The 22,460-nt window shown below is 48.2% G+C and carries 15 protein-coding genes; 13 read left to right on the forward strand and 2 right to left on the reverse strand.

Annotation, left to right across the window (positions count from 1 at the left end; translation table 11 throughout):
- The first annotated feature begins 64 nt into the window (after positions 1–64).
- Genes PCH02S_RS09870 through PCH02S_RS09880 form a run of 3 tightly spaced genes read left to right on the forward strand, consistent with a single transcriptional unit; the run spans position 65 to position 2,728 of the window.
- A complete protein-coding gene (locus PCH02S_RS09870; RefSeq protein WP_127452474.1) occupies positions 65–892 on the forward strand; it encodes a phytanoyl-CoA dioxygenase family protein in 828 nt (275 codons plus the stop codon).
- 24 nt (positions 893–916) lie between these two features.
- On the forward strand, positions 917–1,675 hold the full coding sequence (locus tag PCH02S_RS09875; protein ID WP_174806762.1) for an SDR family oxidoreductase: 759 nt from the start codon (positions 917–919) through the stop codon (positions 1,673–1,675).
- A 24-nt stretch (positions 1,676–1,699) separates the two neighbouring features.
- Complete coding sequence (locus PCH02S_RS09880; RefSeq protein ID WP_127452476.1) at positions 1,700–2,728, forward strand: LacI family DNA-binding transcriptional regulator; 1,029 nt, start codon at positions 1,700–1,702, stop codon at positions 2,726–2,728.
- A gap of 3 nt (positions 2,729–2,731) precedes the next feature.
- On the opposite strand, the gene PCH02S_RS09885 is transcribed toward PCH02S_RS09880, so the two are convergent.
- Positions 2,732–4,255 carry a GMC oxidoreductase gene (locus PCH02S_RS09885; RefSeq protein ID WP_246069012.1) on the reverse strand — a complete coding sequence of 508 codons (1,524 nt, stop codon included), beginning with the start codon at positions 4,253–4,255 and terminating at the stop codon, positions 2,732–2,734.
- 505 nt (positions 4,256–4,760) lie between these two features.
- Complete coding sequence (locus PCH02S_RS09890; protein WP_127452478.1) at positions 4,761–5,597, reverse strand: AraC family transcriptional regulator; 837 nt, start codon at positions 5,595–5,597, stop codon at positions 4,761–4,763.
- A gap of 193 nt (positions 5,598–5,790) precedes the next feature.
- On the opposite strand from PCH02S_RS09890, the gene PCH02S_RS09895 reads away from it, so the two are divergent.
- The 10 genes from PCH02S_RS09895 to PCH02S_RS09940 all read left to right on the forward strand — a co-directional run bounded on the left by PCH02S_RS09895 (position 5,791) and on the right by PCH02S_RS09940 (position 22,381).
- Positions 5,791–6,621 (forward strand): phytanoyl-CoA dioxygenase family protein, encoded by an 831-nt coding sequence (locus tag PCH02S_RS09895; RefSeq protein ID WP_127452480.1) that lies wholly within the window; start codon positions 5,791–5,793, stop codon positions 6,619–6,621.
- 181 nt (positions 6,622–6,802) lie between these two features.
- Positions 6,803–9,055, forward strand: a complete 2,253-nt coding sequence (locus tag PCH02S_RS09900) for a helix-turn-helix domain-containing protein (protein WP_127452482.1) — start codon at positions 6,803–6,805, stop codon at positions 9,053–9,055.
- A 330-nt stretch (positions 9,056–9,385) separates the two neighbouring features.
- Complete coding sequence (locus PCH02S_RS09905) at positions 9,386–10,228, forward strand: ABC transporter permease (RefSeq protein ID WP_397369573.1); 843 nt, start codon at positions 9,386–9,388, stop codon at positions 10,226–10,228.
- 12 nt (positions 10,229–10,240) lie between these two features.
- Positions 10,241–11,113: a carbohydrate ABC transporter permease gene (locus tag PCH02S_RS09910; protein ID WP_127452486.1), complete on the forward strand. Its 873-nt coding sequence runs from the start codon at positions 10,241–10,243 to the stop codon at positions 11,111–11,113.
- A 116-nt stretch (positions 11,114–11,229) separates the two neighbouring features.
- Positions 11,230–12,720 (forward strand): extracellular solute-binding protein, encoded by a 1,491-nt coding sequence (locus PCH02S_RS09915; RefSeq protein ID WP_407670052.1) that lies wholly within the window; start codon positions 11,230–11,232, stop codon positions 12,718–12,720.
- 233 nt (positions 12,721–12,953) lie between these two features.
- Positions 12,954–16,259: a glycosyl hydrolase gene (locus PCH02S_RS09920; RefSeq protein WP_127452490.1), complete on the forward strand. Its 3,306-nt coding sequence runs from the start codon at positions 12,954–12,956 to the stop codon at positions 16,257–16,259.
- A gap of 7 nt (positions 16,260–16,266) precedes the next feature.
- Positions 16,267–17,799 (forward strand): sulfatase family protein, encoded by a 1,533-nt coding sequence (locus PCH02S_RS09925; protein WP_246069013.1) that lies wholly within the window; start codon positions 16,267–16,269, stop codon positions 17,797–17,799.
- Positions 17,800–18,054: 255 nt separating this feature from the next.
- Positions 18,055–19,023 carry an ABC transporter permease gene (locus tag PCH02S_RS09930; protein ID WP_127452492.1) on the forward strand — a complete coding sequence of 323 codons (969 nt, stop codon included), beginning with the start codon at positions 18,055–18,057 and terminating at the stop codon, positions 19,021–19,023.
- Between the two features lie 54 nt (positions 19,024–19,077).
- Positions 19,078–19,944, forward strand: a complete 867-nt coding sequence (locus PCH02S_RS09935; RefSeq protein WP_127452493.1) for a carbohydrate ABC transporter permease — start codon at positions 19,078–19,080, stop codon at positions 19,942–19,944.
- 73 nt (positions 19,945–20,017) lie between these two features.
- Positions 20,018–22,381, forward strand: coding sequence for a helix-turn-helix domain-containing protein (locus PCH02S_RS09940; protein ID WP_127452495.1), 2,364 nt, complete (start codon positions 20,018–20,020; stop codon positions 22,379–22,381).
- The last annotated feature ends 79 nt before the right edge of the window (positions 22,382–22,460 follow it).

Raw genomic sequence — 22,460 nt, forward strand, 5'->3', positions numbered from 1 at the left:
TTACACGTGTAAATTTATTGGTTATACTTACCATAAATTAATAAAAAATGAGGAGTGTATTCAAATGACACAAACAAAACTTGATATTCCTGCACTTATCGAGCAATTTAATGAGAATGGTTACTTGATCCTGCCGGGCATTTTGTCAGAAGAGAAAGTGAACCGTTTGAACGCTGCGATCGACCGAATTGTTGCCGAAGAACCGGAATCATTAGCTTATAACGTTTATAACAGCATAGAAAGAGACGATGAAATAGCATCGCTAATCGATGAACCGACACTGCTTCCTCTCATGGTTAATCTGCTTGGCTTTAACATTCAGCTGCACATTTCACATTTAACTGTACGTAAACCGAATCCCAACGATGTGAAAACCGAGTCGCACAGCTTCATTAACTGGCATCAAGACGGTCCACATCCACAATTTCCGAAGCAAGATGGCATCACTTCTACCTATTACATTAAAACCTGCTATATCTTGAGCGATATGTCCCAGCCGGACCGTGGGAATACCAAAGTCGTCCCTGGCTCGCATAACAAACCGTTTCATCCGGGGAGCCAGGATGTGAATGGTCTAGTGGACGGAGAAGTGCAAGTCTGCGGTAAACCGGGCGACGTATTCATTTTCCCACAGAATCTGTGGCATGCCGGAGCACCTAATCGCTCGGAATTTACACGCCGGCAGCTGTTTCTAGGCTATAGTCCGATCTGGATGAGACCGATTGACTACCGCACGGCATCCGATCGCTTGCTGGAAAACGCATCGCCTTACCGGAAGCAGCTTCTGGGTGTCATTGATGAGAATCCGTTTAAATATTATGTTCCTTCCGAATCTATGGTACCATTAAAGGAGCTGTACAATCAGGATGCTGGCAAAAGCGTCTACAAATAAGCTCACTTGGAAGAGGTGGATATCTTGGGTTCATCAACAAGGTTAGAGGGAAAAATCGCGCTTGTTACCGGAGCATCACGCGGACTGGGACGTCATATCGCAGCTGCGCTTGCGGCTGCGGGAGCGAATGTGGCAGTCAACTATGCGTATAGCACGCAGGATGCGGAGGAGACGGTTCGGCTGATTACTGCCGCTGGCGGCAGCGCCACTGCTTTTCGCGCTGATATCACAAGCGAAGCGGAAGTTAACGAGCTTATTGAGCGAGTGGAGCAGCATTTTGGCGGGAATATTGATATTCTGGTCAACAACGCGACAGGCCCTCAACCGATGCTTTCGATTGAAGAGAGTACATGGCAGACTTACTTGGACCAGCTGGAGTTTTTCGTGAAAGCCCCCTTGCTACTTGCCAAAGCGGTACTTCCGGGGATGAAGTTGAAGAGAGAAGGAAGCATCATCCATATCGGCAGCGAGGTCGTGCAAATCGGGAATGCGAACTTCTCCAGCTATGTTACGGCCAAGTCATCCATGGTGGGGATGACTCGCTCTTGGGCGAGCGAGCTGGGACCTCACGGTATCCGGGTCAATTTGGTCGCACCAGGTTGGATACCTGTTGAGCGGCATGAAGGCGTGAGCACGGAAGGTTACCGAACCGGTGTACCGCTTGGGCGAGTCGGAGAACCGGCAGATATTGCGAATGCTGTGGTTTTCTTAGCCTCGTCAGAGTCGGGCTTTGTGACTGGACAATGCCTCTCGGTTAACGGGGGCAATACGTTTGGGATTTAATAACGGTTGTTAGGGAGATAGCGAATGGTAACTAGAAAGGATGTAGCCGACCGCGCAGGAGTTTCCTCTGCGGTCGTTTCTTATGTATTGAATAATCGGGAGATTGTGAAGGAAGAGACGAGGCAGAAAGTTCTGGAAGCTATTCGCGAACTTGGCTATCAACCGAATTTATTAGCGCAAAGCCTGAAAACGAAAAAATCGCGGCAGATAGCCGTGCTGATCAACTACCTCGGGAACCCTTTTGAGGCCGGTCTATTGATCAATATCGAGCAGCATGCGAAAGACAGAGGGTACTTTGTGTTTTTCCAAACCTATAAACAAGAGGAAGAAGATGAGCTCAAGGGCTTGTTCATGGGCAGAGTGGATGGTATTTTACTGCTCGGGCAGTCGCTGAAACCTCAGGTGGTAGCGCATTTTCAGACGCTTGGAATGCCGATTGTCTCTGTTTTGAAGCCGGAGGGCTTGGAGCGTTCAGAGCCGATAATTCCATATGTGGATGTCGACTGGGAAGATGAAATGGTGAAGATAGTCCGCCATTTGCAGCAGCAAGGGCATACCCGGATTGGCTTTATGGGCGGCGGTGATACGGCGCAGCATTATGGAGTCAGGCTGCAGGCGTTCATTCATGCGCTGCGGGAAACAGGCTGCACGTGGCATTCGGAGGATTTATTGAATGGGGAAGGCAGATTCGAACCGGCCGAGCGTGCGTTGCATGCTGAGTTGATTCATCAATCCATCCACTTTACTGCGCTGGTCTGTGCCAATGATTTGATGGCCGCCGGCTGCATCGCCGCTTGCCGAAAGGCCGGTGTCCAGGTGCCGCAGCAGTTGGCTGTGGCTGGTTGCGAGGATATCTTGATGTCCTCGCAAACGGACCCGCCGCTTACGGCCATCCATTATCCTCGTCCGCAAATCGGCGAAGCTGCGATGCGATTGCTGCTGGATACGATAGAAGGACATACAGCTGAAACGCCTTTTTCCTCAGGGGAGCTGGTTATTCGGCGCTCTACGGAAGTTTCAGAAATTGATCGCTCTACCGGGATTATCCGGTAGAGCTTATTTTGTTAATTGATGGATGATATGATCTGCCGTGCGAATCGCTAAGGCAACCGTCGTCAATGTAGGATTGGCGGCACCGCTGTAGGGGATAACGCTATTGTCGGCCACATAGAGGTTTGACATGCCATGCACGCGGCCATAAGTATTAGTAGCCGAAGTAGAGGGATCATTGCCCATCCGGCAGCTCCCCATCTCGTGGTAATCTTCTCCCGGCACATAAAAAGATAAGTCAGGCTGGCGGTTTTTTACACCGATGGTTGCTTGCAGGCTGGCGATCATATGGTTTGTCGCATGCAGCATTTGGCCAATGACGGTCTTATCATTCTCGCTGTAAGAGAAATGAATCTGTATCTCCGGGACCCCATACGCGTCCAATTTCGAGTGGTTTAATGAGATATAATTTTCAAACTGCGGCTCTACAACCCCCAAAGTTTCAATTCCGATATCAAATTCAGGAAGAATTTCTTTATTTTCAAAAACCGGGTACCACAGATATCTTTCTAGATCCGGACCATAAATGATCATTTGATAGGGCTGAACAGCGGTTCGGGGCTTCCAAATAAAAAGCGTTCCCAACACTTCGGGGAAGTAGCTGCGATCTATTTTAACGGTGGCAACGATTTTGGAGTGGTTCATTAAATAATGGCCGATCGCCTTTCCTTGAATGCCGGAATGCAAGAGAAGTCGCGGGGTTTCCCACGTACTGGCGGACACGACAATTGTTTTTGCCCGGATGAGATAGGATTTCATATCGGGTGACATCACCCGCAAACCTGTTGCGTTTCCATTTTCGAATAAGATTTGAACGGCCCTGGCGTTAACGGCCAAATCAAAAGGTCTTAGATTTAAAGCTGAACCCAGAAAGGCAATGGAGCTGAATAAAGCGTTGGAGTGGACCTGGCCAAACTTCGTTGCCGAAAGATCAACGGCTGTGGGGAGCTCTGTAGCTTCTGGAAAACCGCTTCCTCTAAGGATGTCGAGCATGATCGTTGTAAGCGTGGAATCTTGCGTATATCCCTTGGAGACATTCATAATCCGCTCAGCAATATTATAGTAAGGGGCCAATTCTTCGTAGGAAATCGGCCATTCCTGCATGTCGCTGGGATCCATACGGGGCGAAGCCGTTGACCAGAATAACGTTTTGCCTCCCAATGCGAAAACTTGAGATGCTCCCGGGTATTCGGGTTGGGATTTTCCAAGCGGATACGAGATATTTTTGTGAAAATCCCGTTTACGAGATGCATTCAAGGTAGCGATATTCATGCTGTGCGTGGGAATCAGGAGATCTCCTCTCTCGACGATGCCAATACGTTTGCCGCTTTGTCCCCATTGCTGGCATAACCTCCAAAGCACGGCAGGACCTGCTGCCCCGGCGCCAACAATCAGCACATCGTATTCGGTTTCTGACATTTTTTCTAATGAAGTTAAAGGAATCCACTGTTTGAGATCGGTTTCGGGAGGCTGAGGAGCGGCGATGGGAAGGTGGATCATTTTTTTTGATTGTGCAGGATAGGAATCCATAACAGGTCACATCCAATCTGCAGAGATGTATATAGCTTATGAGTAGGAGTTGTATTTATGAGGATGGATAGTTGGAAAATCTAGATGTGCAAAAAAGGTTAAATTCCTCTGAAGCTCTCACTCAAGTAGATTGTTTCTACTGGGGAGGGCTTTTTTTGTTTTAGTTGGGGGAGGGGAACTACAGTCCGCTATCGCCTGGATAAAGCACATTTTCCACGTGGAAGGGGAACTACGGTCCACTATTTTACCAATTTGACCTGAAAAAGACGCCGTGGAGAACAAATAAGGGCCTGTAGTTCCGCTCAGCGAGGAAATTACTCGTTTTTCTTCAAATAGAGGACGCCAGTTCCCTTGGAGTGAGCAGTTAGGCGGGGTCCCGCTAATTAAGTCTCCGCAGTAGGAGGCTTCGATGTTTTCTTACCGTGAATGAGACTGACTACTTGTCAAATACGCCGATTCTGCTGCTAGCAGGAACAGTGACGGACGAGAGCATGGAACACAGTCATTAAACATGATCAATATCCTGCCTAATCTTTAAATCCCCATAATTACTTTTCGCCGGCCGCCCTTTATAGCGAAAACTGGACGGAGGCGCGCCATTGTGAGATTTGAACATTTTGCTGAAATGGTAGACGTCGGTGAAACCGAGTGCGCTTGCAACCTCCGTAATATTCATCGAGGTCTCGGACAGGAGAAATCGCGCCCGTTCCATGCGGACTCTCGTAATGTACTCCCTTAAGGAAAAACCGGTGTATTTCATGAACAGTTGACTCAAATAACGCGGAGAAACATTGACGTTTTCGGCGAGGCTCGCTACGGTGACGGCCTTTTCGCCGATTTGGTCGCGGAGCTCGTCGATCACTTTGTGGATCAGCTGTTTGTGCATATGGGAGACCGGCGACGAAGCACCGCTTTTTTGCTGGCGCAGCATATGCAGCAGAACAAGACGCACGAGCAGGTCGAATTCTTCTTGCTGCTGATCTTCCTCTCGAAGCTGCAATTCAACAATGCGCTGCAGGCAGGTTTCCGGTACAACCGTGTCCTCTAATCGGACATGTCTTTCGGGGAGCTCAACGTCCATGCCCGGTTGGATGATAAAATGAATGTAAATGACGGTCAGCCGATGCTCGAGTTCCTGAGTGGCCTTCACTTGATCGCCGGGCCGGATTAAGAAGCAGGAGCCTTTAGAGATCGGGTAGCTGATTCCGTTGAGGATCATTTGCCCTCTGCCTTCTATGGCATACCATAGATCGTAATCGGGCATGGGGCTTAAACGAGACCATTCCCAACCTGGCTCACAACGGGATTTTCCTACGGAGCCATTGTAAATGAAAGTGATCATCGCAAACTCTCCTTCAAGTGACGTTTGGTTTCCATTTAATCATAAGCGCAGGCTGTAAGCAACGAATTTATCAATGTCTGATACATGCAGATTTGTACAAAAAAGTCGCTCCTTGGTCCATTTTCATTCAGGATGATAAACGTTATTGTTAGTGTAATGGATGTAGATTTATCACTCTTGAAGGAGGGTTTCAATGAGTACAAATATACAAAATTCAGAAGACATTAACCAACGTATGTACCGATTTGACAATGTGCATCAGCCGTTAGCTTCGATCAATGATTTTACGGACGAGCAAGTCAAACAGTATAAGAAAGCTGGATTCATTGCCATAGAGCAAATATTAACGGACCAAGAAGTCGGGCAGTCGATTGCTGCTGTCATGGATAACATTCATAACCGTGATACGAAGGTTAAGCTGCAATTCACCAAACCGCAAAGTGAACTCAAGACCGATGAGGAACGAGAGTTTGCGGTAAGAAAGCTTTTTAACTTCGTGGAGTTTGATGAGTCGCTGCGATCGATCGCCTATCATCCGGCAATTTTATCCGTGGTGGAGCGCCTGCTGGGCGAAGAAGCTAATCTTGTGCAGGACCAGGCTTTGCTCAAGCCACCCTTCGGGGGAGCGGAAAAGCCATGGCACCAGGATATGGCCTACAACAACTTAACATGGAAAAAGCCGGTGGTTGGCGTTTGGATTGCACTCGACGAGGCGGGACTCGACAACGGCTGCATGCACGTTATCCCACGTTCCCACATGGATGGAGCCACACCGCATTACGCGGTTCGAGATTGGCAAATCTGTGATGCGAACGTGCCGGTAGAGAGGGATGTGGCGGTTCCACTCCAGCCGGGCGGAATTCTGTTCTTCCATGGCCTGTTGTATCACGGCACGCCGAATAATCATTCCTCCAAACGCCGCCGATCGCTGCAGTTTCACTATGCCCCTAAATCGGCAGAGAAGATGTCAGCGGGGGAATACAAACGGATTTTTACAAATGAGATGACTTCTGCAGAGTGTTAATTTACTCCAAAACATCGGATCAAATTCCGGTGTTTTTTTGCGTCTTGTCCATGGTGTTCCAAACAGGATTCGACAACAATTTTCACTCTAATCGACTATGCTAAATAAATGGAAATTGGCGGAAAAGTATCGTATTCTGCTTGTTGTCAATCAAGTTATAGGTGCAGGAGGACTGATTTTGATGAAAATGAGCTGGTATCATCGCATGCTGCTGTCTTACGCCCCTCTATTTTTCGTTGTCATTTCCGTCTTAATTTTTTCTTTTTTCTCGATATTAAACAACTCCGCACAAAAACAAATCGCGATGACAGATGACTCTATTGCCAGAAAGGTCATGCAGGCCGTCGACGCGAATCTGAAGGCTTCCGAACAAATGACGATCAAAGAAATTTTTACCGATGAGAAGTTAAAAGATTTCTATACGTATACGACCGGTGATAAAACGCTTTTCGATTACTTTGTCATTTCCCATAAGCTGGATGATTTCTCTTCCCTGCTGCCTTTTTCCAGCTCCATTTATATGTACAACGAACAATCTGGGAAAATTTTATCCAGAAACGGGTTATCCGACTTGGATCAGTTTGGGGACCGCGACTTCCTTCTTGCTGCTTATCATTCGAAGATTGCGCCGGTTGGGTGGACGAGTCCGAGAAGCTATCGCGAATTCATTCATGATTCAAGTGAGGAACAAGTGGTGTCGTTAGTCAAATTTTTCCCATTAGATGATATCAAACAGGGAGCTGTCGTGGTCAACATCCGCGTTCGGGCATTAGTTGGGTTTATTAAAGATTTGACGCGATACGATGCCGGTTTCATTCGGTTGCTTACGGCTAACCTGGAGCCCTTTGATCGAAACATGGCGCTGCAGAGCCAAAGCACTTCCGTACAAGAACTAAAGAGGGAACGGATTCTTTCTGACTATACAGGGTGGCTGTATATGCCAGGCGGACAAAGAGATCAGAAATTATCGTTGATGTCCCAATTTAATGATCTATGGATCATAGTTGGCATAGCGACGATCATCATTGGCGTGTTTTGGTTTACGTTTATTACCCACCGGCATTACAAGCCCATTCAGTCTATTGCGGTAAGGATTAATGATTACACGAAACGGAAAAGCAGTGAGCTGGCAGGGGTTAACGAGCTGAAATTTATCGAATTGGCCATCGATAACTTGTTGGAAAGGACTAGTCAGTACGAAAAACTGCACAAAGATGATCTACTGATTCGTAGAAGGCAGGTGCTGGTCGATTGGCTGGAAGGACATAGGCGGATGAACGAAACGGAGTGGAAGCAAGAGACCACGAGATTGCAACTCCCCTCCCAGTTCGACAGGTTGGCGGTAGCGGTGATGGAAATCGACCGATATGCTCATTTTATCAGTGACTATAGCTCGAGTGACCAGTATTTGCTTAAATTTGTCGTTAGCAATGTCCTTCAGGAGGTTGCCCAGAACGAAGGGATCTTTGTTTGGAATGAATGGGTGGAGCCACAGCAAATGGCTGTCATGTTTTACTTGAATGATAGTCAGGAACATGATGGCGATAAGGTCTATGATTTCATGAAAAAACTGCAGGATTGGATTCTGGCCAATCTTGAATTTACGGTGTCCGTTGGCATCGGAGCGGAGACCCAGACACTTGGAGGCATACCCCAAAGTTATGCGGAAGCCAGAAAACATTTGTCTTACAAGCCGGTGTTTGGCTTAGGTTCAATGATTGGAAGCAGAGATGTACATGCCAAAACGGAAGGCCGGATTTTCCCTCATCTGCAATCGGTTCGCACCATCGTCAAATCGTTCCGGACGGACGACGGGCAATGGCAGACGCATATGATTTCACTTTTTCATGCGCTAAAGAAGGGCCGGTTCTCCCAAGGGGATATCAATCATATTTCCAATTATTTGATTTATCATTTGAATAAAGAGCTGATGGAAATGACGGGAGAGGCGCAGGAACTATGGACCACGGAGTATAAGCCGGTGCTTGAAGCCTTAGTGGAGCACTCTGAAAAGCTGGAAGAATGGCATGAGCGGTTGGTTATGCTGCTTTCCGAGCTTGAGCCCCGAGTGCGAGCCGCCCGCTACGCAAGGAACAATCATGAACTCATCTGCCAGGTCAAAGTGTATATCGAAACGAATTATTACGACTGCGATCTATCCTTAAACAGGATAAGTGACCATTTTGAAATGAATCCCCGTTATTTAAGCAAGCTGTTTAAAGAGGAGTTCGGGGAGAAATTTATTGATTATTTGGTGCGTATTCGTTTGGAGGAAGCTCAACGATTACTCCTTATGACCGATTTACCGGTGCAAACGATCGCAGAACGGGTTGGCTATGTTCACGTCATTTCCTTTCACCGGGCTTTCAAAAATGCGCTCGGCATTCCACCAGGGGACTTTCGTAAAAAGACAGAGGTGAATAGCAAGGGATAAGCGGAGAGATTGGACACGTTAAAACAGATAATAGCAAGCGCTTTCAAACTTTTATTCGGAAATGTTAAGGTGTGAGAAAAGGTTAGGACGTAGAAAAAATCACTTTTCTTACATTTCGATAAGCGGCGATTCATGTTAATTGAACGTTGTCCAAACTTGGATTATTGTGGGAAGACAATGACGCAAAGGAGGGATCATATGCCTGGTAACGAACCTGCAATGGATAAGACGCTGGTCGCTCAGTACACTATTCGCTCGTCCGTCTTGAAGAAAAGCAAAAGGTTTATCGCCAGTCAGGATTGGCAATTGTACGCGCTGCTATTTCTACCCATGCTGTATTTCCTGATCTTCAAGTACATCCCGATGTATGGGGTAACGATCGCTTTTAAAGAATTTAATATGTTCCAGGGAGTATGGAAGAGTCCTTGGGTAGGCCTGGATGCTTTTCGTGAAATATTTCTAATGAAGGATTTCTACAAGGTGCTGCGAAACACGGTGCTGCTTAATCTATTGGATCTGTTAGTATCCTTCCCGGCACCTATCGTTTTGGCTGTGTTATTGAACGAAATTCGCATCAAATGGTTTAAGAAGGGTGCACAAACGATCTTATATCTGCCACATTTTATCTCATGGGTCATTATCGGGGGGATGGTTTATCAGCTGCTTTCCACGAATACAGGGCTGGTAAATATATTATTGAAGTCCTCAGGCGTGAAAGCGATTCCATTTCTGACGGAGCCCGTCTATTGGGTGATCACTTATGTGGGATCAGGCGTGTGGCAAAATGCCGGTTGGGGGACCATTATTTATTTGGCGGCTCTAGCGGGCATTAATAAAGAGTTATATGAAGCCGCGGAGGTGGACGGAGCAGGGCGTTTGCGTAAGATATGGAACATCACGCTTCCCGGAATCAAACCAACGATTATGATTTTGCTGATTATCAATATTGGGCACATGGCGAGCATCGGTTTTGAACGTCCCTTTGTTCTGGGGAATCCGCTAGTTACTGACGTGTCGGATGTTATAAGTACCTTTGTGTATAAAGTCGGGGTACAATCCGCCCGTTTCACAATCGCTACGGCCATTGGATTATTTCAGGCAGTCGTCGGACTGATCTTCCTGTTGTCATCAAACTATATTTCCAAAAAAGTGACCGACCAAGGTATTTGGTAAGGAGGGCGTCAAATGAGAGTTAGTGCAAGCGACAAGATTATCGATAGCTTCATCATCCTGCTTGTAACCGTGGCGTCCTTTATTTGCCTTGTTCCTATCCTTCACTTGATTGCCGTCTCGTTAAGTTCCAACGCAGCGATTTTATCGAACAAGGTGACGGTATTCCCGGTAGAGTGGAACACACTGGCTTATGAAACAGTTTTCAAGGATGCCAAGATGATCAGCTCGTTATTTTTTACAATTATACTTGTGGTTGTTTTTACAGTAGTGTGCATGATCATGACGATTTGCGCAGCTTACCCGCTGACGAAGAAAAAGCTGAAGGGCCGGGATTTCTTTTTGATTATCATCGTATTTACGATGTTTTTCAGCGGGGGATTAATTCCGGAATATTTGCTTGTAAAATCATTAAAATTGACGAACACCATCTGGTCGTTAGTGCTGCCCGGCATGATTAACGCTTTTTATCTGATCATCCTGAAGTCCTTCTTCAGCTCCATTCCCGAAGAACTGGAAGAGTCTGCACGGATTGACGGAAGCTCGCATTTCGGAACGTTATTTCGCATTGTGTTGCCGCTTTCATTGCCTGTGCTGGCGACATTAAGCTTGTTTTATGCGGTAGGGCGTTGGAACGGGTTCATGGATGCGCTCTTTTATATTACCAATCAAGATTTATACCCGATTCAGCTGAAGCTGTACCAATTGGTCATCAGCAATCAAATGAGCGACGCGACGGCAACGGAAGGGATGAATGCTTTGGCTCCGATTCCCGAGAGTTTGAAAGCGGCAAGTATTATGTTTGCCACGATTCCGATTTTGCTCGTATATCCTTGGCTTCAACGGTACTTTATTTCCGGGATTATGATTGGCGCAGTGAAGGGTTGAAAGATTCTAACGATGAGTCCCATTCCACATGAAAAAGGGAGATGAATGATTTGCTCAATCGAAAATCGCTTATCCGGACATTGAACAGTTCACTCGCGGCCATTTTATTGGCAGGTATGGTGACCGCTTGCTCCAGCTCAGATGGTGCAAAGGAAAGCGGGGCTAAGGGAGATCCCGTAACGCTGAAAATAGAGCTTTTCGACCGTGGCAATACGCCGCCTGGCGCGCCGCCGCTTACGGAAAGTTACTTTGTCAAATACATGCAGGAAAAGTTTGGTGATCCTAATAATATCAAGCTGCAGTTTGTCACCGTTCCGCGAACAGAGGAAGTGCCGAAACTGAACGTGCTGATGTCGGCTAATGAGGCGCCGGATATTATTTTTACCTATAGTGATCCCGCAGTTCAGAATTGGGTGAAGCAAGGAGGCTTGACCGAACTTAGTGATTTGCTAAACCAGCACGGTGCGAATTTGAAAAAGTATCTCGGAGATAAGCTTCTCAGCTATGGAAATTTTGATGGCAAGCAGTACACCATCCCGGCCAAAAGAATTATTATCGCGAGCTCAACGCCAATCATCCGCCAGGACTGGCTTGACAAGCTGGGGATGAAGCCGCCTGCAACAACCGATGAATTCTACGCTGTGTTGAAAGCATTTAAGGAGAAAGATCCGGGCAATACGGGAGGCAAGGTTATTCCTTACGGCATTCGCTATAACAATAACCTTGATCCTCTGGTTCGCACGTTTTGGAAGAAAATGACGGAAGAAGAATATTACTCGCTTCCGGATTTGATGAAACCGGGCAATAAAGAAGGGTATAAATTTTTGAACAAGCTGTATAACGAAGGTTTGATTAGCCCTGATTTTGCACTGGATAAAGATGGTAAAAAATTTCAGGCTGATCTGGTGAACGGATTGATCGGATTTGCGATCACCAATACGAACGAACCTGTCTATCAGTCTTATTACTCCACCCTGCAGAAGAATGTCCCGAGTGCTACGCTGCTGCCTGTAGATCCGTTCACGAACTATGAAGGCAAACATGTGAAGCAGATTTACCACCCGCTGTCTGCTCATCTCATGATACCGAAAGCTAGCAAAAGATCCGTTGAAGCCATTAAGTTTCTGAACTGGATGTCGGATTATAAGGTGATTTTCGACTTGCAGAACGGAACGGAAGGAGTTACTTACAAGAAGGGCGATGACGGCATTCCGGTTATTTTGGACTCGGATGATGCGAAAAAGGTAATGTACAATTATTTGGATTACAGCATGCTCATCAACGGTAAAGATATGGGTGATCAGGAAAAAACGTTAAAAGCAAACGCGGCTGATCCCAAATATAAGGATTTCACTATGAATAGTATCAAGGTTGGCGATCAGGACGGGCAGCTGCCGGCGCGTTTTGACAGACCGATCGAAGCCCAAATTAAATACAATCAAACCTTGGGTGATAAAGCCATTGAGATTTTTGTGAAGACGGTAACGGCAAAACCGGCGGATTTCGATAAACTGTACGACGATATGGTTGCGGATTATATGAAAACCGGCGGTAAAGAGGTCATGGACGAACAGAAGAAAGTGTATCAGGAAATGAAAAAGAAGTAACTCAATACCACAAGGCTGCCAGGAACTTTTGGCAGCCTTATTGCGTATGTGGGCGGTAAGTTTGGCTTGAATTCATTGATTTCGCAAGGATGTGCAAACCGGGCAAGATAGTTGCAGATCGAATTAGGCACGTCAAAATAGTGCGATTGTTAGGGCAATGTTACTTCCTTTATAGTGATCAATAGATGGAAGCAATATTTTCATATACGTACATGCCGAGGAGATGAACTTAGATGGCTCAGTTTAATAGGCAGTCTTTTGCACAGCCGGAAGCGGAATATCGCATTCATCCGTTTTGGTTTTGGAATGGGGAAATGGACGACGAGCAGATTCGTTATCAGATTAATGAAATGGCGGACAAGGGGTTGGGGGGATTTTTCGTCTGTGCGAGGCAGGGGTTGGAGATTCCTTACTTATCCGATGCCTGGTTTCAAAAAGTACGCGTAGCGGTCGAAGCGGCCGAACGCCGCAATTTGCAGGTGTGGCTCTACGACGAGTACCCGTATCCGAGTGGCATCGCAGGCGGCGAGGTGACGCTGGAGCATCCGGAGGCCAAGCACTATACACTCGAGCATCGGGCCGAGCGGGTGCAGGGCGGAGAGCATGTGTCTTTGGAACTCCCATGGGCACGTATTTTGTATGCAAAAGCGGTTCCTGTCAACTCGGACGGTGACAAGCTTTGGGACGAGGCGGTGGACGTCCGTTCATCCATTGGGAACTTCCAGGCGGAGCCGATTTTTCAGAAAGCGGGCTTGACGAGTTACAACCAGAAGCGGTTTTTTACGTACCGCACGATTCAGAAGATGGAGTGGACGGCGCCTCCCGGTGATTGGGAAGTATTGATCATGCAGGAGAAGGAAATCGAAGATTTCAAATATTACGGGACGTTCGTAGATCCTTGCCATCATGAGGCAATGGCGACGTTTATTCGATTAACGCACGACAAGTATGCGCAGCACTTGGGCGAATACTTCGGCGGTACGATCAAGGGCATGTTTACCGACGAGATCGGGCTCTTGGGCAAGCTGCCGTGGTCGCCGCAGCTGCCGGCTTTTTTCATCGAGCAAAACGGCTATGATCTGCGGGAACATCTGCACGCCCTTCTGTATGAAGAAGGGGAGCAGTCGGCTCGTATTCGTTATGATTACTATCAGGCGATTCACGAGCTTCTGCTCAGCTCCTATCATAAGCAGGTGCATGATTGGTGTGAACGGTTTGGGCTTCAATACGTGACTGAAGTGCCGTCCGTACGGCATACGACACAGCGCTACAGCCATGTGCCCGGCGGCGATACCGCTCATGAAAAGCTCGGGCGTTCGCTGGATTGGATTTTGAATAATCAGGCGGAAAGCTTTCGTTCCAGCGCCAAAATGGTCAGTTCCATTGCCCGCCAGTTCGGCCGCGAGCGCAACTTGATTGAGTGCTTCCACAGTGTGGGATGGTCAATGACGCTGCAGGACGCGAAGTGGATGATTGATCGTATGGCTGCGCAGGGCACGAACTTTTTTAACTTCCATGCTTTTTTCTATACGCTTGATGCGCTGATGAAGCATGACGCGCCGCCTTCTCAGTTCCTGCAAAATCCGTATTGGCAGCATTTTAGACAACTCGGCGATTACGTCGGCCGGATCAGTTATGTCATGAGCTGCGGCGAAGCGGATATTCGTACAGCGGTGCTTCAACCGACAACATCGCTGTGGGCCTATATGGGCAATCCCTTCCACCATTTTGATTATGGAGGTAAAAACACGGATGAGAAGCGTAAGCTTGACGACTTGAAGGCATGGTGGACGCGCATTTGCAACGAGCTGACCTACAGCGGCAGAGATTACGATCATTTGGATACAGGGCTGCTCGCGGAAGCGGTGGTCGAGGACGGCAGGATTAAGCTGGGCAATGCCAGCTATACCAATGTGATCGTGCCGCCAATGACGAATCTGGAGAGTGGCGCGTGGGCGAAGCTGGAACTGTTCCTTGCACAAGGTGGAACGGTCATCAGCATGGGACAATTGCCGTATCAAGCGATTGAAAAGAATGGCTTGGACGCGGCTTCCTCAGCGAGCGTGTTCGGTTTGCAGCAGCCTAGCGGAGAACACTTCTGGGACGAAGGCGCGGCATCGGCGCCGAAGTGGTCCAAAGGCGCTGCGAGCGCGTATCATTTGCCATTCGCAGCATTCGCTGACGAAGCTGCAGTGCTGGGCAGTCTGTCTATGCTGCTTGAGGAGCTTCATCCGCAGGCGGTGAAGCTTGAACCGGCATACGGCGGACGCAGTATTCTCCTGCAAACTCGCCAAATCGATGCGGACAGTTTCTTTGTTTTCATAAGCAATCAAGAAGAGGCGGAGCGTGATTTGTCTTTGCAAATTTCAACCGCTCTCTGGGAGGGAAATGTGGATCATGCGGCTCTGTTTACAGAGCTATCTTTGGATCGCGGCGATGAGGCGCCTGCCCAGGCTGAACGTACGGCTAGCGGCTGGACGCTGCCGTTTTTCCTGGGTGCCTACGAGTCCAGACTTTTCCGTATCACGCGGAGTAGAGCTGTCCAAACCTTGCCAGACCAACCTTGGCAGCTCACGGTCGATGCGTCGGAGTCTATGTTATGGACCATGCAAACCGAGGAGGATAACGCGGTTCGGCTCGATGCGTTTCACCTCTCGATTCCTGGTGTGAACAGCTTGGCATCGGGAGCGGAGGAGGACGCGCCAGTGGTTCAGGTCAAAACGTTCATTGACCAATGTGCGGACTTGACGGCTTCGACGAAGCTGCCGGTACAGATGAGCCAATTGTTCGGAACGCCGATGCGCATCAGTATGGCTTATCCGCTTCAAGCCCGGTATTCTACAACCATTGTCGTGGACAACCAACTGGATCAGGTGTTTCTCGTGATGGATCAAGGAGCGCTTTCCGGAGAAGGCTCGATTTCAATTAACGGCCATCGTCTTCAGAAAGTGGATTTCGCGAGACACGTTTTGTATGACTACATGAACGTAGGATGTGATATTACATCGTATCTGCAGCCTGGCGTCAATGAAATTTCGGTTGAGGTGACGATTGAGCAGGATTGGCATGGTTTGATCGACGCGCTGTATCTAACGGGCAGCTTCCAAGCCGGCTTTGACGCCGAACAGCGTCCTGTCTTGAAACGTCCGGTCGTCCAGCAGCATCCGCTTGCGGCAAGTCCATATGCGGGTTATCCGCATTTTGCCGGAACGATGACCTTCCGCCGCGAGCTTCAGCTTGGCCAATTGCCCGAAGGGGATAGCTTCGAGCTTTCATTTGAAGGACTGGATCGTGAGTTCCACGATGTGGCGGAAGTGCTGGTGAATAAGGTGTCACTTGGAGCCCGTGCTTGGATGCCGTACCGCTTCAGCGGCAACACTTCGATACTGACGGAAGGTACGAACCGTATTGAAGTTCGCGTGACCAACACGTTAATCGGCTTACTGGAAGGGAAATATTTTGATTACGCGAAGCACGAATTGAAGCCGGCTTACACAGCCAAGCGGGTGCAGTCCTACCAGAACCCGGAAGGAGAGTAAGACGTTCATGCCAAACAACATAGAACAAGCAACGAGCAAACCCAATATTATCTTCTTCATGACGGATCAGCAGCGCTGGGATTGTATCGGTGCCTACAACGAGCACATCCATACACCGAACATCGATAAACTGACGGCGCAGGGAATCACATACAGTCAAGCGGTATGTCAGGCGCCGATGTGCGTGCCCAGCCGCACCTCGATGATGTTCGGCTATTATCCCTCGCAGCTTGGTGTGCGAACCAATCACGGCGGCTTGTACGACGAAGACAAGCTGCCGAGCGATCCGCTCCCGGAATTGATGCGAAAAGCCGGGTACCAAACCGCAGGTTTCGGGAAAACCCATTGGAATCACGGAGTGAAAAATCCGGTTCCCTCAACGCGCGGCTTCGAAGTACGGGCTGTCGGGTTATCCCGTGACAGCGGACATTATGAGGATGGCGCTGTCATGATGGGGGATGCCGAGCCGGAGGGGCTCGCCGCTTACTATAAAGAAACGAAAGACTACGGTGGCGGCGAGGAGAATTCTAAAGGTTATATCGGCTGCACGAGTCAAATACCAAACCATTGGCATCGTGACGGATGGGTGGCGGAGCAATGTTTGAATTTTATTGATGAGGGGCTGGACGTGTCGCGTCCGCTGTTTCTCTATCTTTCCTTCTTGAAACCCCATGCGGGCTTCAACGTACCGAAGGAATTCGAGGATCTATACGATATCAGCGAGATCCCGGATATCGCTCAACCGCCATGGGAGCTTGAGCAGAATACGCATCTGGCCGCGACCGACGCTGTGAATGAGAGCAGCCAGAGCAACTATTGGGAGAAGCGGCATGTTTGGGAAGCGATGACGCCGGAGGAGCGTAAGCGGACCACGCTTCGTTATTGGGCGAATTGCTCCTGGCTTGACGATTACTTGGGCAAGGCTTTGGTGCGGTTGGAGCGGCAAGGGCGGCTGGACAATGCCTTGATCGTCTTCGTCTCCGACCATGGCGAGATGATGGGCGAGAGACAACACCGCTTCAGCAAATATTGTTTGTATGATAGCAGTGTCCGTGTGCCGATGATCTTAGCCGGAAGTTATTTGCCACCTGAGCTGCGGGGGTCAGTAGACGACCGCCCAGCAGAGTTGGTGGATCTCGTGCCCACCTTATCCAAGGTAGCGGGATTGCCGGTAAATCCGCAGTTGCCCGGGCTTGATCTGCTGAGCGAGACGCAGCGTCTGGGGACCTTCTGCGAATTCCATGGCAAAGGAGCGGAGCCGCACCATTCAGCGCCTGCCTTGATGTGGAGGAAACAGGATTATAAACTGATCCTGTACATGCCTGGTAAGCTCGGAGAGGCGATTGGCCGAATCGGCGAGTTTCAAGGAGAGCTGTATGATCTGGCAGCGGATCCTAACGAATGGCATAACGTTTATGGCGATGAGCATTATGCGAAAATCCGTGAACGCATGACGGGGGAGCTTCTGATGCATTTGGCATGCGTCTGGTCCCGCGGCCCGGTCTTTTATGACCGGCATGGGCTTGCGGCAATGGAATAACAATGAGGGGCGGCCCAAGTGTCATGACTGACCAAGGGCTGCCCCTTTTTGCGCATATCGGAACGTAATCCTTGTTGTGGCGCGCTTTTTAACCCCTTGCACAAGATTGTCTCAATCGGCAAAATAGTCTCACCTTCCATTCCGGTTGCGACAAAATTGCCTTAAACCCGAACAATATTGTCTGATTGTAAACGATAAGATTTTATTCTAAGTTGTTAAGCATACGAGAAAAAATGAGAAAGGGGAATGGCGAGGATGGCACTCATGCAACCGGAATCTACGGCATCTGACCAATTAGCGAAGTCCCGAGAATGGCATAAGAGAGGCTTTATAAGAGATCTAAGGCGGGATAAATATTTGTATTTGCTTGGCCTGCCAGGCGCATTGTTTTTTCTGATATTCAAATTTGCCCCGATGTGGGGCGTGGTCATTTCCTTTCAGAATTTTTCGCCGTTTGCCGGCATCACCGGCAGTGAATGGGTGGGGTTCGAGCATTTCGAACGATTTTTTACCAATCCGGACTTTATGCTGCTTTTCCGAAATACGATGGCCATTAATTTGCTGAACCTCGTGCTCTTTTTCCCGCTGCCTATTGTGCTTTCATTGCTCTTGAATGAGCTTCGCAGCGTGGTGTATCAGCGGGTCATTCAATCGATCGTCTACATGCCGCACTTTTTGTCATGGGTCATTATTTCCGGCTTGACGTTCCTCATGTTTGCCAAAGGTGAAGGGTTGGTCAATAAAGTTCTGGAAGGACTGGGCTTGGCCAGGATTGATTTTTTAACGAATCCAGATACGTTCTGGGGCATGTTGACCTTGCAATCGATCTGGAAGGAATGTGGTTGGGGGACGATTCTGTTTCTGGCCGCGATGGCAAGCATTGACCCAGGGGTTTATGAAGCCGCTAAAATTGACGGGGCGAGCCGACTTCGCCAAATGTGGCATATTACCCTGCCGGCGATCCGCAACGTGATCATCACACTGCTCATTTTGCGCCTCGGCCATATGCTCGATGTTGGCTTTGAGCAGGTATTCCTGATGTACAATGGCGCCGTTTCCCATGTGGCTGAAGTATTTGATACCTATGTGTACCGGGTCGGTATACAACAAGGCGAGTTTAGCTACAGTACCGCTGCCGGTTTGTTCAAATCAATTGTAGGCTTGGTGTTGGTCGTAGTGGCAAACTGGATTTCGAAAAAAATGGGCGAAGAAGGGGTTTACTAGCGTCCATATCTATGAAGAGACATAGCTATAGCAATGTCCTTAGGAGGGAATTATATGAAAGAAGGATTGGGAAACCGGTTGTTTAACATAGGGAATATCGTATTGCTGGGTCTTGTCGGCATCATCACCTTTTTCCCGCTGTATTATGTGTTTGTCGTATCCTTTACCGATCCCACGGAATATTTGAAGGAAAGCTTCGTGCTCTTTCCGAAGGTGTGGTCGCTTGAATCGTATAAATTTCTGATGGCGACAGGCGCTTTTCCGAAATCGATCGGTGTTAGTGTCTACGTGACTCTAGTCGGTACCGCACTCAGCTTGATCTTCACCGCTTCCTTGGCGTATACGTTATCCAGAAAAAGACTTCGCGGCAGACGATTCGCTCTGATCGCGATTCTCATCACCATATTGTTTAATCCTGGTATGATTCCGAACTATATGCTGGTACGTAATTTGCACCTCATCGATAGCCTGTGGTCGCTCATTTTACCGGCACTTGCGAGCGGTTGGAATGTTATTTTGATGAAAGGCTTTTTCGATAGTATCCCTGCCGAGCTGGAAGAATCCGCTTCGATGGACGGGTGCAACGACTTGTCGACCTTTTTTCGAATTATATTGCCGTTGTCGCTCCCTTCGCTGGCAGCATTCGGGTTGTTTTATGCGGTCGCTTACTGGAACCAGTTCTTTAATGCCCTGATTTATATTAACGATGCCAGCAAATGGCCGCTGCAAGTGATGCTGCAAAACATTTTGCTCAATGCGAATAACACGGATCTGCGGATGGATGTTTCCTCGGTACCGCCTCCTTCTGAAACATTAAAAATGGCTGCGGTCATTGTTGCAACGGTTCCTATTTTGGTGGTATATCCTTTCTTGCAAAAGCATTTTGCCAAAGGTGCCATGGTAGGATCAGTCAAAGGGTAACGACCCGAAGGGGAGGGATTCCAGCTCCAGATGTCGAATCGTGTAAAAAAATAGTTATTGGAAGGTGAGCATCTTGACTGGAATTTGGGGCGCGTTACTCGGCTATTTTCAAAAATATAAATATAACAATCGCTTCTTCTGGAAAAGCCTTGCGATGATTCTCATTATGGCAAGTATTCCGGGGCTCATTACCGGCCTCAGTATTTATTGGATTGCCACGAACAATGTGGAGGAAGAGCTTCAGGGACTTCATCAGAATCAGATTAGTAATCGGGCAGCGAATATCGATGACCAGCTTGCTTTTCTCGAAATGACGGTATCGCATTGGGCGTTCGACTCCAAGTTTGACGATAAATTGAAGACGCTTAACTTTGCCTATAATTACGAGACGGTTCAGGATATGTACCGGACCCTGTTGTCTCTTGAGAGCTCACATCCTTTTCTGCAGAAAGTAGAGCTGTTTCTGGACAAGCCGCGTCCGCTTGTCTTCACAACGGAACGGTACAAATTTCTAGGTGATTCGGCGGATGTCGAGAATTACGAGACCTTGCTTAAGCATGATAAGTCGATGTTCTGGACGTTTCCGAAGATTCAAGGAACGAGCAAGCAGGAGCTTACGATTGTGAATAAAATTCCCGGCGACAGCACCGAACCCTTCGGTGCTCTTGTTGCCACATTGAATCAGGATAACTTGTTGAAGGTGCTAAAAACGCTAACACCTTATGATGAGGGCGTTACGATGCTGTTCAATGAGGAAGACAATTGGAATTTATCCAGCAGCAGCGGGGCGGAAGGATCAAAACTCGATCAAGCGCTTAAACAAGCTTACAAGAAGCATCAAGCGGATTTAGGGGAAGCAGCGGTGAACGACGCCAAGCCGGAATCGTTGTTATTTGACTATCAGAAGGTTTCGTATTCGGTTTCGTACGGCCATTTTAACCGGCTGGGCCAGAAGTGGGTGTATATCTCCGCCGCGCCGCTATCGTCCATTACGGCCCCGGTCGTATCCATTTCCAAGTGGATATTAATTCTCAGTTTCTCTGGCCTGCTCATTGCGCTGCTTCTCTCTTGGTTCGTGTCCCGCCGCATCTATCATCCCGTACAGCGTCTGCTGACCCTGCTGTCCGGTGAAAAGAATGCTGAGGTGAAGGACGAATTCGCCATGATCGAGAAGCACTGGCAGCATATGTCCAAGGAAACCGAGACGATGCGGCACAAACTTAAAGAGCAAATGCCGCTATTGCGGGAGGGTTTTTTCCTACAGCTGGCGCAGGGCTACTTGATTTCTCTGCAAGAGAGCGACTTGAAGGAGCGGATGAAGCGCTATGGCTGGGAAACGGAGCAGCGTCAATTTGTAGCGCTTGTGATTCAATTGACGGGTTTTGCCAACCTGGAGGGAAGGTTCTCGCAAGGCGATGAAAGTCTTGTGACGTTCGCCGCCGCCAACATTATCGATGAGTTGTTCACTAGCCAATATGAACAAGCGGAAATCATGAATTTTCATAACTTTTCGATTGGGGTTCTGCTATCCTTTCCCGCAGCTCACCCGTTAACCTGGTTAGAGGATGATTTGGAGCAGGCGTGTCAAGAAATCATTCTCGCGATTAACCAAATTCTGAAAATGCAGGTTACGATATCGGTCAGCAAATGGGTTCACAACGTGAAACAAATTCCACATTTGTTCGAGGAAGTGAAGCAAGCGTTGGTATATCGAGATCTGCTTGACGAGAATCAGATTATTAAGACGGAGCAGCTTTCCAAGCTCAATGTCTTTAAGGAAACCGGCTACCCGTTCACCTTGGATAAAGAAATTATTCATGCGATTCGCAATGGTCAGGAATCAGACGCTGTTGATTTGATCGGTCAATTTATGAAGGAGTTGGCAGCGAACGGCTCGACGGAATTTATGCTTCAGCAAGGCATGCTGCAGCTCTTGGGCAGCATTCGGTATGCGTCCTTGCAATCCGGGATGAATCCCGTGCAGTTGTTCGGCAGTGTGAACTTGTTCGAGCAGCTTGCGCAAATTAAAGAGCCTGAGCAAATGCTCAAGTGGTTTCAGCACAAAGTGATTGCGGTTTTCGTTCAGGAGATGATCTCCCGGCAGGATTATCATTTCAAGCAGATTATCGAGCAAGTCATCGCACATTTACGCGAGCAGTACATGACGCAATTATCGCTAGAATCGTGCGCCGATTTATTCGGCACAAGTCCATATACGTTAAGCAGGGCTTTTAAGCAGATAACCGGGATTAATTTTATCGATTTCCTGACGAATATTCGGATTAGCAATGCCAAGTCTTTGCTCGTCGAAACGGATATGAAGATCAACGAAGTGGCCGATGCAATCGGCTATCAGCATAGTTATTTCAATCGGCTTTTCAAAAAGTACGAAGGCATTACACCAAGTCAATTTCGCGAGGTAAACCGCACGGAATAAGGGATTTGAGCCTTTGTGCATCGAAGTGCAAGCTGCAAGATAGTCCTAGAATGGCCGAAATGACGGTACAAAAAAGTCC

The organism is Paenibacillus chondroitinus NBRC 15376 (genome assembly GCF_004000765.1).
In the GTDB taxonomy this organism is placed as follows: Bacteria; Bacillota; Bacilli; order Paenibacillales; family NBRC-103111; genus Paenibacillus_E; species Paenibacillus_E chondroitinus.

Bases quoted from the DNA above. Each gene is read 5' to 3' on its own strand.
- PCH02S_RS09870 (WP_127452474.1), top strand. From the start codon at position 65: ATGACACAAACAAAACTTGATATTCCTGCACTTATCGAGCAATTTAAT.
- PCH02S_RS09880 (WP_127452476.1), top strand. From the start codon at position 1,700: ATGGTAACTAGAAAGGATGTAGCCGACCGCGCAGGAGTTTCCTCTGCG.
- PCH02S_RS09885 (WP_246069012.1), bottom strand. From the start codon at position 4,255: ATGGATTCCTATCCTGCACAATCAAAAAAAATGATCCACCTTCCCATC.
- PCH02S_RS09890 (WP_127452478.1), bottom strand. From the start codon at position 5,597: ATGATCACTTTCATTTACAATGGCTCCGTAGGAAAATCCCGTTGTGAG.
- PCH02S_RS09895 (WP_127452480.1), top strand. From the start codon at position 5,791: ATGAGTACAAATATACAAAATTCAGAAGACATTAACCAACGTATGTAC.
- PCH02S_RS09900 (WP_127452482.1), top strand. From the start codon at position 6,803: ATGAAAATGAGCTGGTATCATCGCATGCTGCTGTCTTACGCCCCTCTA.
- PCH02S_RS09905 (WP_397369573.1), top strand. From the start codon at position 9,386: ATGCTGTATTTCCTGATCTTCAAGTACATCCCGATGTATGGGGTAACG.
- PCH02S_RS09910 (WP_127452486.1), top strand. From the start codon at position 10,241: ATGAGAGTTAGTGCAAGCGACAAGATTATCGATAGCTTCATCATCCTG.
- PCH02S_RS09915 (WP_407670052.1), top strand. From the start codon at position 11,230: ATGGTGACCGCTTGCTCCAGCTCAGATGGTGCAAAGGAAAGCGGGGCT.
- PCH02S_RS09920 (WP_127452490.1), top strand. From the start codon at position 12,954: ATGGCTCAGTTTAATAGGCAGTCTTTTGCACAGCCGGAAGCGGAATAT.
- PCH02S_RS09925 (WP_246069013.1), top strand. From the start codon at position 16,267: ATGCCAAACAACATAGAACAAGCAACGAGCAAACCCAATATTATCTTC.
- PCH02S_RS09930 (WP_127452492.1), top strand. From the start codon at position 18,055: ATGGCACTCATGCAACCGGAATCTACGGCATCTGACCAATTAGCGAAG.
- PCH02S_RS09935 (WP_127452493.1), top strand. From the start codon at position 19,078: ATGAAAGAAGGATTGGGAAACCGGTTGTTTAACATAGGGAATATCGTA.